The organism is Prevotella sp. MGM2 (assembly GCF_002933955.1).
GTDB lineage: Bacteria > Bacteroidota > Bacteroidia > Bacteroidales > Bacteroidaceae > Alloprevotella.
This window is the reverse complement of the sequence record NZ_BEWW01000287.1, coordinates 1-13684: the sequence shown is the minus strand read 5'-3', so window position 1 is coordinate 13684 and position 13684 is coordinate 1. Positions and strand designations below refer to the sequence as shown.

Sequence of the window (13684 nt, the reverse complement as noted above, 5' to 3'; positions counted from 1 at the left end):
AATGGAAAGTAATCGTGTTAAAATTCCGATACGGACTTTTCCCCTTTCATTGCTTTAAACCTATTTTTTAAGATGCTGAAATGTAACGAAAGGTTAAAAATGTTAATGTTCAAAGGAGAAAATGCCCCTGATGGCCGATGATAAACTTTTGCGGACAACAGGTACAGGCCGCTGCTTTAGATCTGCCTTTATGGGGAGTATAACAGCAATCGGTTAAACAAACTCACATCACTGTTAAATAAAAAATGACAGAAAAGGACAAAAGCCGGATGTGGTGTCTCTAAAATATCTTTCTTTTAAAGAAAAGTATTATTGAGTGCAAAGGTAAATAAATTATGATAAAAACTCTGTTTGTATTATAAAAAAAGTGATACATGTCCTACAAAAAATATCTGCACTTCAGTTTAATTTTGTATTAATATTATTGATATACAGATACTTATGAAAATCAATACTTTTCTTTAAAAGAGAAGTGCAAAATAAGTTGGAAAAATCTTTGTAACACATTATGTGTCAGGGACACGAATTTCCTATTTATAAAAAAGATAAAGAGAGAAAAGCCAAAATAAAAGTAATAACGTTGCTCGCTTTCTTCATAAGAGAAGTACCGTAGTATTGTTATATACTTAATGTTTTGAAAATCTGCACAGGATATATACCCAATTTCAAGTTTTGTGTGACCGATGTTGAGTTAATATACTGTTTACGTTTGTTATTTTTTTATATTTTGTGTACTTTTGCGCGCTCTAATACTTCTCTTATGAAGAGAGTAAAAATAAACGGACTTCTAAAAAGCGTACATCGCAACTATATAAATGATGAAAATATGAAACGGAATTTATTTCTGTTGGCTTTTGCCGTTATCGGTATCTCACAGAGTGTCAGAGGGCAAGACGTAGCCGTAAAGACCAATGTGCTGGCTGATGTTTTCTTGTCGCCCAGCTTGGGACTGGAAGTCGGCCTTGCTCCCAAATGGACGTTGGATGTGAAAGGACAACTTAATGGCTGGACTGTCAAAGGGCATTATTGGAAACACTGGCTCGTACAGCCCGAGGCGCGCTATTGGTTTTGCCGCCGTTTTTCCGGTCATTTTGTGGGAGCGCATCTTCATGGCGGCCAGTTCAACATCGGCAACATTGATTTGCCGTTCTCATTCATCGGTACAAACTTCCGAAATCTTCGCGACCACCGCTATCAGGGGTGGATGGGCGGTGCCGGATTGGCTTATGGCTACTCCTGGATTATCAGCCGCCACTGGAACTTTGAGGCCGAAGTGGGATTCGGATGGGTCTACACCCGTTTTGACCGTTATCCCTGTGCCAGTTGCGGACGCAAGAGCGCCGAGGGCGTTCCCCATCACTACGTAGGCCCCACTAAAGCCGCCCTTAACCTTATCTACACCTTCTAAAGTTCATCTGATACAAAATATGAAACGGATTGTAAACCTGTTGGCGGCGCTTTTCATTGCCTCTTACGCCGCCTGGGCCTCAGGCCCGACTGCCGACAGCGCCGATATCAAACTTTACGACATCAGTGTGGCCGTGGACGCACAGGCCCGAAAGGTAAGAGTCAGAATAGGACTCGATATAGAGAAATATCGTGTAAGCTCCGAACGCGAAATCATATTCACTCCCGTGCTGGTTGCCCGCGACCGTTCCGACAGCCTCGTTTTTGAACCGGTTACCATAGCCGGCCGGAACCGCTGGTATCATTATCTGCGCGACGGTGTGTTGGACGGCGGTGATTCCGGAATCTATCGTGCCGGCCGGAAAATCCGGGCCGCTTACGACCGTGAGTTTGCCTATGAACCCTGGATGGGGCAGTCGGTGCTCGAAATGCGTGCCGAAACGGCCAATTGTTGTGACACTCCCAGCCGTTTGGCCGGTCCTTCCGAATCGGGCAACGTGCCGATGGCCGAAATCGATGTGACCCGTCCCAGTCTGGATGCCCGTTTCGTTTTCGCTCCTCCCGTTGATGCGGGTCCCGTCATCAAGTCAATCGAGGGAAGTGCGTTCGTCACTTTCGTTGTCAACCGCACCGAGCTGAAACCCGACTATATGCGTAACCGCGCCGAATTGGCCAAAATCATTGAGTCGATAGAGTATGTCCGCCGCGATAGCGACGCTACCATCACACATGTCCACATTAAGGGCTTTGCCTCGCCCGAAGGGCCTTACGACAACAATATCCGTCTGGCCAAGGGCCGCACCGAGACGCTTCGCCGCTACGTGCGCGATCTTTACCACTTCAGCGATTCGACCGTTACCTCCAGCTATGATCCTGAGGATTGGGCCGGATTGCGCAATTATGTTGCCGACTCCCTGAACTTCAGCATCGGCCACCGCTCCGAAATCCTTTCCATCATTGACGGGCCTCTTGGCTTCGACAATAAGGATTTGGCCATTAAAACCCAATTTCCGGCCGACTATGCGGTGATTCTTAACGACATTTATCCCTGGCTGCGTCATTCTGACTATAAGGTGACCTACGCCATCCGCACGTATACCGACATTGCTGAGATAAAGCGTGTTTTTGAAACCGACCCCACGCGCCTGCGCAATGTCGACTTCTACACCCTGGCGCAGACCTATCCGGAAGGCAGCGACGACTATTGTAAAGTGTTTGAGACTGCGGTCGGGGTTTATCCCGACGATCCTATGCTTAACCTTAATGCTGCCAATATAGAGATGCGGCGCGGACGTTTGGACCAGGCCCAAAGCCATCTTCTCAAAGCCGGCAACACGGCTCTCGCCAATTATGCCCGTGGCGTGCTTGCCGCCAGAAGGGGCGATTATCCTGAGGCGATCAGACGCTTCAGCAGTGCGCGCGATGCCGGCATGCCCGGATGTGACAGCCTTATAGAGCGTGCTAAGGAAATCCGCGACCACTCTTCTGTGACTTACCTTGTTTCTCCGGTATCGCGGTGACACAGGCAATTGAATAGAAATACATGAAAGAAATATCTTAACTTATTAAAAGTATGAAAAAAATCAAATTCCTTTGCATGGCTTCCATGGCGGCCATGACTTTAGGCGCCTGCTCCGACGACAATATCGGAGATGGTACTAATGGATCAAATCCCGGTGATGCGGAAAACGGCGTTTTTTTTGCCATTAACATTGACATGCCCAAAGCCGGAGGGTCGCGCAGTACGATTGGCGATCCCGGCAATAATGGCAGTACGAGCACCGGCGGCGTGGAAATCGGACAAGATTATGAAAATAAAATCAATGAAGCCATTATAGTGCTAGCGCGAAGTTCCGATAACGGCTTTATTGCGGCATCCACTGTTACGACCAATGATCTTCATGCCATTTCCGCTGACAAATCGGCTTACAAAGCTCTCTCCAAGTTCTCGAAAACCCAGTTGAGCGCCTATTACAACGACAAGGATTTCTCAAATAAAGCCAATATATTTGTCTTTGCCAATCCTAACCAAGGTGTCAAGGACGCCATTTTTGGCTCGAATGACGGCGCGACGGTTCCAGCTCCGGGAGTGGGAAGCACCGATTGGGTTGATGCCGTTCAGACGCTTGATGACGAGAATTTTATTTGGACTCCTGATAATTTCCTGATGTCAAATGCGTTGATTGCCCAACGTGAAATCCCGCGCTTGCTTAATGACTGGGACAATTACAAGTCGGAAGGCAAGCCTTTCGACTTGTCCGGCAATAATGCCGATGTGGCCATTGACAACGGTACACCCGTACGCGGCTCCATTAAGGTAGAACGTGCGGCGGCACGTTTCGACTTCCGCGACGGCTCGGAGGACCATAAGGGAAACGGTATAGGTAACTTTACTTATCGGGTGGTTTATGACGGTGTGGGAGACGCCGCTAAAACTCCGCTCATCAATGTCCAGCTCCAGAGAATGGCGCTTGTCAACATGAACAAGTCTTTTTATGCGCTTCGCCGTGTTTCTGCAGATGGAAAACCCAAGGATACGCAACTCTGCCAGCCTGAACGTCCTTGGAGTTATGATGCGACTACCGGAGGACTGCTGTCCTCCGGCAATTATGTAGTGGATGCCGACTGGGAATGGAAGGATGATATAGCAACGGCATGGAACAATGCTGTTCCCAATAAGGAATTTGCATATGATGATCATTTCGAGTATCCGTTCTTTAATAATGACAATACCATTGATGTTACTAATGCTCATGATCCCAACCGTTGGGGGGTCAGTATCTGTAAGGCCGTTGTTGAAGGACCGGAAGATAACAATCAGGATTGGAACAGTGATGCGAGCAAGGGCGATTATCATATCTGGCGCTATGCTACGGAGAATACCATTGCCGGCATGAACGGCCAGATTAACGGCCTTACCACGGGGGTCGTGTTCAAGGGTAAAATGATTGCTACATCGGAGGCTTTAGAGAGTGAAGATGAAGATGTGCGTGCTCTTGCCGAGGCCATTAATAATAAGAGTGAAGATTTCGGCAACTCATATAAAGCCCCTATCCTCTATTTGTTTGCGGGTAATCTGTATATGACTTGGAACAAGATTCGTGAAGCAGCCATTAAGGCGGCAGTTCCCGGATTCAAGTGGGTGGGAGATGCTAATACCGGCCATTGGGAGCCTTTTTCCATCAACCGTACCAATTCTCTGTATGTTGCGGTGTTCGGTACCGGCGGTTTCGGTTCTGTCACGTTTAAGTATAATAAGGTTAATGAAAGTGGAGCTGTAATAGAGGAGGGAGTTGAGGTTACTTATGAGGACCAGCTTAGCGAAGATGAAACCAGTGCCAATTATGCCTGGAATGCTTGGAATACAGGCGGTAAGCCGGATTCTGGAGCTTTGAAAGACAATTTCAAGAAAGCAGTGACCGATGCTAAAATTACCATATATCAGCGTAGCAACGATGAAGTGGAAGGTCATCCTGAACTTGGTGGCTGGGGTTACTATTGCTATTACTATTACTGGAACCGTCACAACGATAATACAAGATCCGGTGTGATGGGCCCGATGGAGTTTGCCGTTGTCCGCAATAACGTCTACAAACTGGCCGTTACCAAGATCAGCCGTCTGGGGCATCCGCGTATTTCTGAGAACGACCCCGACAAACCGACGCCGGGCACTCCCGACGAGAGCGAGGATATTTACCTCACCGTTACGGCCGAAACGCTGCCTTGGGTTGTACGCGAAAACAATATCGAATTCTAATTGGCTGAAATGAAACTTTTCGGACGAAATATTATCTCATCTGTCATCTGCAAGGCGCTGGTCGCCTTGCAGATGATTACCCTTGCCGCCTGCGACTCGTTTATCTACAACGACCTCGCGCTTTGCGACGAAGGGTTGCGGTTGCGTTTCGTCTATGACTATAACATGGAGTTTGCCAACGCATTTCCCTCGCAGGTCGACTGTCTGACGCTCCTTGTTTACGACAAAGACGGAAATTACATCGAGACACGCACAGAAACGGCTGCGGAAATGCTGTCTGACGAAAACTGGCGGATGACGCTCGACTTGCCGGCCGGCACCTACAGGCTTTTGGCCTATGGCGGCATGGCCTGTGCGGATGCCTCTTTTGCCTTTGACACCGCTCCCGACGCTTCTCTGCCGATTGATGGCGTGGGAGTATATCTCAAACCGGAATGTGTCACCGCCCCTGTCGGTACGAAACTGCATGATCTTTTTTACGGCTGCCTCGAGGTCACTGTCCCCGAAGAGTCAACCTCTTACACTGAAGCCACTGTCAAAATGATGAAGGACACCAATAATGTTCGCATAGTTTTACAGCATGCCGACGGTTCGACGGTTGACAATACCGATTTCACCTTTGCCGTTACTGCCGACAATACCGGTTTTGACTGGAACAACGATGTCATTCCGACTGCCGTGACCTCTTATTGTCCTTGGACCCGCGGACAGGCCGTAGCGGGCATTGACGTTGACAGCGGAAAGGAGGTGGAGGTGGCTTTTGCCGAGTTCAGTACTTCCCGCTTTATGGCCGGCACCGGTCCCCGGCTGGAAATCCGCCGCGCTGCCGATGGCTCCGAAGTGCTCTCCATCCCGTTGGTCAGCTATCTTCTGCTCCTCAAAAGTCAGGAGTTTGCATGGATGGGGTCGCAGGAATTTCTCGACCGCGAAAGCCGGTGGAATATGATCTTCTTCCTCGACAGGGGTAATAACTGGCTGAAGACCCAGATTGTCATCAACGGCTGGGTTGTACGAATCAACGACACCGAATTGTAGAAATGTTTAAGTTATTTGAACATATAGTTTATAGCATCATTGCCTGTGTGATGTTTGCAGCGTGTGCCGACCGTGCGGAGATGACCGAAAATACTGGCCATCTGCCTGCCGGTTCGCTGATCAACCTTTCGTTTGCTGTAGTCGTGCCCGATGCCGTTGACGGTGAGAGGTCGAGGGCGGTTGTTACTATTCCGGATGACAATAACTACTTCGAACGCGAAGCCAATAAATACGAAAAGCTTCACACCTTGCGCGTCATTATTCTCCGTCCGTCAGCGAATGGGACAAAGGTGGTTGAGCACAACCGCTTGGTTACGTTTTCTGACGATGGGGCTATCCTCTCGGATGTACTCGACTTTCCGGTGCGTGGTGGAGAAATGAAGACGGTCTATCTCATTGCTAACGAAGCGGCTGTGGACTACGATTTCTCAGGTATTTCCAAAGGCTCGGTCTATTCTTCCGGTACGTTCGAAAACCTTACAGTCAGTCCGAAGGGGGATAATGGTGTTCTGCTTTACAATAATTCCGAGAATATAGCAGGCAAGACCTATATTCCCATGGGTGAGGTCTACGACTTTTACGTGCCGAATCCTAAGGAGGATAACGACAAGTTCTCTGCGGGGACATTGTTCGTGACCCGTGCGGCCGTTAAATTCAGTTTTAGTATCACAGCTCGTGACGGTGAGGACCTCTGCCTGAAGAGTATTCTGTTCAACGGCCTTGCAGACCGCGAATACTTTCTTCCTCATAATACGGTTTATAATCCGGCAAAAGGAAATCCCGGAACACAGAAACCGGGGACGGAGACAACCGGACGTTTCATTACGTCTTATTCCATTCCTTCGGATGTAAACCATCATCCTTTTACGTTTAGTTTCGATAAGCCCATTCCTTTGTCGGCCGAGCCGAAAGAACTGTTGCCGGTTTTTTATTTTTGTGAGAGCAAACTTCACGCAGCCCCGTCTTCTGACGGCAGCTCCGCTAAGTCTCCTTATTCCATCGGCATCACTCTCACTGAGGCCGACGGCAAGAATGAACTGTTGTTAGAGTCCGTTCCTCTTCCTAATCTTCCCATATTGCCTCGTAACACACATGTCAAGGTCAATATATCCCTCACTAAGGCCAACGCGAATTGTGTGGTTGATATCAGGCCTTACTCCGAAGTGATTCTTGAGCCGGACTTTGGATTATGAAATCAAATTAGATAAGAGTAAGTACGAATAAGAAGATGAAAAGAAATATTTTATACACTCTTTTGTGTTTATGCGCGCTTGTTTGTGGCGTGGTCGGGTGTCAGGACGATTGGCTGGCGGGTACTGACGGTACCGGCATCGGCACGATACATGCCACCGTAGACTTCCGGCCTATGGATACAGGACTTGTGGGCAAATCAAGAGCTGCCGGCGATGCTATTAAGAGCATAACGAATCTTTATGTATTGTTGTATGATTACGATACCGGGTCTTTAGTGCGCAGCGAGGAGATTACTGCCGGCAAATATGAGTTGAAAGATGTGGAACGCTCTGATGCGGATGCAGAAAACGGGCATACGGCAGAAAGCCAGACAAAGCAAGCCTCTTTCAGCCTGAAAGATATCCCTTATGGAAAGTATCGCATGTATGTCGTGGCCAACATGCCTGATTTCCTGAGCAACCATAAGGATGATATTCAAACCGTTGACGGTCTTAAGAGTGTACGGCTCGTTTGGAACAACGATACAGCCAAAGTAGCCGACAATGGGGAGATGTTGGGATACTTCACCGCTAATACGGCCAATCAGCCGGAGGACGATCCTCTTGTGATCAACAGCAAGAACATGAATTTGCATGCCTGGCTGCGCCGCGCGGCTTCCAAAATTACCATAGCCTATGACGGCACCGCCTTGAAAGAGGGTGTTTTTGTCTATCTTAAATCCGTACAGATAAAAGATATTCCCGCAGAGTGCTATCTTGGTAAGGCTAACAATGTGGGCGGAGAAGGATATACTCTGAACTGTCCTACAGGCACTGATAAGGAGATTAGTGCGAAGATGTTGGATGGTCAGAAAATCAAATACTATCAAGGTGAAGAAGAGCCTACGGAGTTCAATTCCTCTTATAGCGGACCGCGCCTTACTGCCGGTAATCCCAAATATGGCTCCCACGATGAAAAGGCGCCGGCCCTTTATTTTTATGAAAACATGCAGGGTGAAGGCAAGGATAAGCGGCAGGACGGAAACAAGGATGGTGTTCTCGATGCCCCTGGCTTGCCGGATGACACAACTTATGTTCTCAAAGATGATAAACCGTATGGCACTTATATAGAAGTCGTAGCCCATTATGAATCCATCAATTCGGAGAAATTAGGTTCCGGCAACATCATATACCGTTTCATGCTTGGGCAGGATGTTCTCAAGGACTACAATGCCAAACGTAATTGTCACTACAAGCTGACCCTTAAGTTCAAGAATTTTGCCAACGATGTGGATTGGCATATAGAATATGAGGAACCCGATCCGGGAGTGGTTACTGTTGACCCTTATTATATATCATATCTCTATAACCACAGTATGATGTATCCTGTCAAGATCAATACCGGCGGTCGTAAGATAGAGTATATAAAAGCCACTATTAAAGACAACCGCTGGGCACCGCATAATGCTAATCATGAGGTTTATTACTACCAAATGGATAAGCCGGGTGAAAATCAGTGGAACGGTTTTCTTTCGCTCCACAAAACCAGTAAATTGGTGATTACCGGAACTAAACCTTTCACGGCTTTATCAAATAAAGCAGAATATGTAGATTCCATTCCTGCGCAAGGTGTACGCACATATAAGGATTTCAGTATCGGCACGCATACTACTGAAAACTCAGAGGATGACGACACTTACCGTGTCGAGAAACTTGAGGGTGAAGAACACACCTACAACGTGTTTTTGCCCATGTACACACGTGCCAAGCAACTGATTAAGGAAACCGGCTATACCGGAAACAATCCTTATGCGGCTTATCAGAGAAAGGCAGTGGTGGAAATCGAAACAAAACTGGAAGGATTGGACCCTGTCTTTAAAAAAGAGGTAACCATATTTCAGGTGAACCGCGTTGTTAATCCCAAAGGTATTTACCGAAGTTTTGGCAACAACAAATCGTTTCACGTGGTTTTAAAGAATCTGCCTCAGGAGAATGCTGAAAAATTTGAGGTTTTCGAGTCCGAAGGGCCATGGAAAGCTTATGTGGTGAAAGAAACCAACGGTACCGGTATCAAACTGCGTGAACAGCAGGGTATGTCATCGCTCAGCAACGATACCATATATGGAAAGACGGGTTCGAATATCGACTTTCATATTGATTTCAATCAAGGTACGGACAATCTCGCCGACAACCGTTATGCCATCATCAGGGTGGAATATAATAATTATACTTGCTATCATCTGATATTTGTCCGACAAGGCGACAAACCGGATAATTTAGTGGAAGGTGGAGCGGAGTGGTATGCAGAAAATATGAGGACTAAAACCCAGCGGGCAGAATCTCCTCTTGACGAAGGCTCCCTCTTTAAACTGGGTAATTGGGACTATCCTATTGACGCCCTCAACAATAAAAATCCTAAGTCAATCTGGACCCATGTTAAACCTACAGATTTCAAATTGTATCCGGCTGACGGCTTTGTTATTGCCGGAAAACCGAATGAAAAGAAAACCTGGGGCGAAATCACGTTTCCCTCAACAATAACTGATGGTAATTCCCTATTTACTTTTTCAGATCCCACAAGCGATATGAAAGTGGCCAGTGCGCAGGAATATGGGGAATTGTATAAGCATCAGGATATCGCAGAGGGCTATGGTGTCTTGTATGGAGATAATGCTGTAGAAGTCGGTGAGCATATCAATGATGTTTACGGATATGACTACGAGCATTCTGGTACAGGCAGAGGTATGCGTGGATGTTTTGTGTATAATAAAGAGACAGGTAAGAACCTGTTTTTCCCGATAGGAGCTTCCGGTTACGGGCATCGTAAGGAAAAAGAAAATGGTATATTGAGATATGCAGGCCAAACAGCGGAGTTTGAAAGTTCGAATGTTGCAGTCTATCCTAATGGAGTTAATGATGTTCCTTTGTTTTATGATGTTTATAAACGTCCGGGAGCCATTTATTGGGCACGGGAGTGGTACAAAGATACAGGTTCAAATTCCATCTCTCCCGACCCGGTGGTCGGTTGGGATTTCAATTACTATACATTCGATTTCTTTCCTATCACTCATTTTTCCACAGGAGGCAGAAAGGATGCCTGTTTTGTGCGTTGTGTCAGGAAGAAATAGTCCTGAAGAGATGCAGTTCCGGCAATCTGCTTCATCTTGTTGAACAATTGTTATACCGGTTTCCAAAGATTTTTCTTGGGAACCGGTAGTTTTTTTCGTATTTTTTCGATAGCTGTTATCGAAACTTCCGTGAACAGGCCGTCAGGCAGTGTGATGTGAAGCACTACTTTTGCACCAGCAAATTATTCAAATAGAAGTTATGAACAAGCAAATGATTGTATGGTTTCTGGTCGCTGCGGTGCCCGCTTTGGTTTTCGTCTTTTCGCTCATCAATAAATTCCGCGGGATGAACCGCCCAGAGAAAGAGCATAGCCGGCCTTTCATGGAGATGGGTACGGATGAGGAAATCTTTTATTGTCCCGGCGATGAGCGTAAATGAACATCCCTCAGTGAATGAGGCCTGTCGGTTTCTGGCTGATTATGCGGCCTGGCTTTTGGGGTGCGGTGCCACCTGTATACGAATTGAAAAGAATGTGCATCGCATTTCCGGAGCTTTTGGTCTGCAAACCGAAGTAGCCGTCATGCCCAAACATATCCATATCTCAGTACGCAATGCCGCGGGAAACGAAAATTGCAGTGAGTTACGCCGTCAGCGCCATACAGGCATCAGTTTTGACCTCAATACCCGCCTGAGCCGGCTCAGCTGGGAAGTGGCTGACGGGAAGGCGACTTTCAGCGAAGCCTGCCGCAGGCTTAAAACGATGAATGAAGTGCTGCCGGTTTCTCCTCCGCTTGTGTTGTTGTTGGCTTCAGTGGCCAATGCCTCTTTTTGCCGCCTGTTCGGTGGAGATGCCGTTGCCATGCTGTTGGTTTTTTCAGCCACTTTAGCCGGCTATCGTCTCAAACAGGTCTTGCTGAGTAGCGGAGTGGATGTGCGTTTTGTCTTTATGTGTTCCGCCTTTGTCTCTTCCGTGCTGGCAGCAGGCGGACATGTGTTCGGATGGGGCACTACCCCTGAGGTGGCATTAGGCACCAGTGTACTTTATCTCATACCGGGAATACCTTATATCAATTCGGTGAGCGACCTCCTCGGCGGGCATTATCTTTGTGCCTTTTGCCGTTTGGCCGATGCCGTGGTGCTCACGGCTTGTCTTTCCGTCGGTTTTTGTTGCGGCTTATTACTGATGGAGCGTAGCCTGCTGTAGTTTTTTATTCAGTTGTTTTTTGACTTCTTATGTGTGCGGAAATATTTCAGGACGCTTTTTTTGCGGCTGTTGCCGCTGTTGGTTTTGCCAGTATCAGCAATCCTCCCCGGCGGGCCTATCCTTATTGTGCTTTTCTGGCCGCTGTCGGCCATTCTCTGCGTTATGTGCTGATGTTGCCTGCGGTGGGAGTCCACATCATTCCGGCCGGCACTTTGGCCGCTTTTGTTGTCGGCATGTTGGCCGTGTGGGTCACACCGCGTTCCAAGTGCCCTGCGGAAACCTGTTTCTTTCCGGCTTTGCTGCCCATGATACCCGGTGTTTATGCCTACCGCACTGTCGAGGCCATGCTGCTCTGTCTTTATCATAGTGAGGAGAGCGTATTCAGCCATTATCTTTATTTGCTGGCTTACAACGGTCTCACCTGTGCCTTTATCATTGTCGGTATGGTGGTGGGTGGCTTGCTTCCGGTGTTTTTGTTTAAGGGCAAGTCCTTCAGAGCCACCCGATGGTAAGCGGGCGTACCTCATATCCCGATATAAAATAGTATCTTTGCCCTATGGAACTCCGACAATTGAAATATTTCGTCAAAGCCGCCGAAACGCTCAATTTTTCTGATGCCGCCAAAGCGCTTTGTATCACTCAAAGCACCCTTTCGCAGCAGATCCGCCAATTGGAGCAGGACATGAGCACACCGCTTTTTCTACGTAACAGTCATACCGTGACACTTACCGAGGCCGGTTCGGAACTGTTGCCTTATGCCCGCCGCACGCTTCATGCCGCCAATGCCTGTGCCGACCGTCTGCATGATTTGCAGCAGCTCCTGGCCGGAACACTCAATATTGGGGTGACCTTCACCTTCAGTCCCATCCTCACCGAAACGCTCATAGACTTCATGAAGGAATATCCGGCCGTCAAGCTCAATATATTCTATCTGCCCATGGCGGAACTGATGCAGAAACTCATGCGGCGTGAGGTGGATTTTGTGCTTGCTTTCAAGCCGTCGCAGTGTTACGATGGAGTGGAGTCGCACATTCTTTTTGACAATCATCTGGCCGCCGTCGTTCACGACAACCACCCTTTGGCACGTTTTGAAACCGTGAGTTTCAGTGATATATCCCGCTATGATGTAGCCTTGCCGGCCCGCGGGCTACAGGCCCGCGAGGTTTTCGAGCAGCTGGTGGCCCGTTACCGTTTACGGCTTAATGTACGTGCCGAACTCAACGAAGTGAATATCCTCCTCAAACTTATCCGCCAGAGCCGTCTGGTCACCATTCTTTCCGAGTCTGCCATTTCTGGCGAACAAGGCGTGCGTGCTGTCCCTATCGGTCTGCCCGATACCGAGATGCAGGGATGCGTCCACACCCTTCAGGGAACTTACCGCAAGCGCTCCGCCTGCGAGTTCATCCGTTTGCTCAGCGAGTCGAATGCCGTTCGCCGCCGTGTGCGTGAATGGCTTGACTGAGTGTGTGGCTTTCTAGGATTCAATTGATGGATACTGTAACGGTTATGCAGAGATTCTTTGCATTTTCCGTAATATTTATTCAATAAAAAGTCGGGTGTCTATAGATAATTTGCTAATATTGCATTTGCGAGTCATGCCGCTTCCGTGCTTCCTGAGAAGGGAAGGATGCGGTTTGCTCCTTATGTATTCATATTCTAACCTGTCTGTCCTATGAAAAAGTTGCTTTTATGTGTTTTTTTGTAGTATTCAGGCTTTCCCTCCCCTTTGTGCTCAGGTGTTTGACATGTTCCGTCAGACCAAAGAATTGTCTCCCATCCTTGACGACACGGTTGTGAGGTGAAGGAGGCCCGCGGCCTCCGCGGCATCTGGAGTTACGTCGGCCGTATGCGCCTCATGGAGGTGCGCCATCCCGATGGCCGTCCCGCTCCTGACGTCTACAAAAAAACTCCAGAAGAGATATGCTTCCTACAACGACAGGACGGGTTATCCCAAGATGTGGAACGGCCCGATGATGAAGAAGAAGTTTCGGGTCAAGCCGAAATTCCGGTGCATTTGTTAAAATTCGAGAGCTGAAATGT

Annotated in this window: 11 protein-coding genes; all 11 read left to right on the top strand. The window is 48.0% G+C overall.

Annotated features, from left to right (window positions below):
- The first annotated feature begins 826 nt into the window (after positions 1-826).
- Positions 827-1408: a DUF3575 domain-containing protein gene (locus C5S62_RS09115; RefSeq protein WP_104405072.1), complete on the top strand. Its 582-nt coding sequence runs from the start codon at positions 827-829 to the stop codon at positions 1406-1408.
- Between the two features lie 19 nt (positions 1409-1427).
- Complete coding sequence (locus tag C5S62_RS09110; protein ID WP_104405071.1) at positions 1428-2927, top strand: DUF3868 domain-containing protein; 1500 nt, start codon at positions 1428-1430, stop codon at positions 2925-2927.
- A gap of 53 nt (positions 2928-2980) precedes the next feature.
- Positions 2981-5164 carry an Mfa1 family fimbria major subunit gene (locus C5S62_RS13615; RefSeq protein ID WP_190311577.1) on the top strand — a complete coding sequence of 728 codons (2184 nt, stop codon included), beginning with the start codon at positions 2981-2983 and terminating at the stop codon, positions 5162-5164.
- 9 nt (positions 5165-5173) lie between these two features.
- The gene (locus C5S62_RS09100) at positions 5174-6199 is read left to right on the top strand and encodes a FimB/Mfa2 family fimbrial subunit (protein ID WP_223301203.1); all 1026 of its coding nucleotides are present in this window, start codon (positions 5174-5176) and stop codon (positions 6197-6199) included.
- 2 nt (positions 6200-6201) lie between these two features.
- Complete coding sequence (locus C5S62_RS09095; RefSeq protein WP_104405070.1) at positions 6202-7392, top strand: hypothetical protein; 1191 nt, start codon at positions 6202-6204, stop codon at positions 7390-7392.
- 35 nt (positions 7393-7427) lie between these two features.
- Positions 7428-10499, top strand: a complete 3072-nt coding sequence (locus C5S62_RS09090) for a DUF4906 domain-containing protein (RefSeq protein WP_104405069.1) — start codon at positions 7428-7430, stop codon at positions 10497-10499.
- 199 nt (positions 10500-10698) lie between these two features.
- Positions 10699-10878 (top strand): hypothetical protein, encoded by a 180-nt coding sequence (locus C5S62_RS13300; RefSeq protein ID WP_133159556.1) that lies wholly within the window; start codon positions 10699-10701, stop codon positions 10876-10878.
- Positions 10865-11644 (top strand): threonine/serine exporter ThrE family protein, encoded by a 780-nt coding sequence (locus C5S62_RS09085; protein ID WP_172486011.1) that lies wholly within the window; start codon positions 10865-10867, stop codon positions 11642-11644. Before C5S62_RS13300 ends, C5S62_RS09085 begins: the two co-directional genes overlap by 14 nt.
- A gap of 29 nt (positions 11645-11673) precedes the next feature.
- Positions 11674-12156: a threonine/serine exporter family protein gene (locus C5S62_RS09080; RefSeq protein WP_104405067.1), complete on the top strand. Its 483-nt coding sequence runs from the start codon at positions 11674-11676 to the stop codon at positions 12154-12156.
- A gap of 44 nt (positions 12157-12200) precedes the next feature.
- Complete coding sequence (locus C5S62_RS09075) at positions 12201-13106, top strand: LysR substrate-binding domain-containing protein (protein WP_104405066.1); 906 nt, start codon at positions 12201-12203, stop codon at positions 13104-13106.
- A 336-nt stretch (positions 13107-13442) separates the two neighbouring features.
- Entirely contained in the window at positions 13443-13679 is a 237-nt protein-coding gene (locus C5S62_RS09070; protein ID WP_104405065.1) for a hypothetical protein, read from the top strand.
- Positions 13680-13684 lie beyond the last annotated feature (5 nt).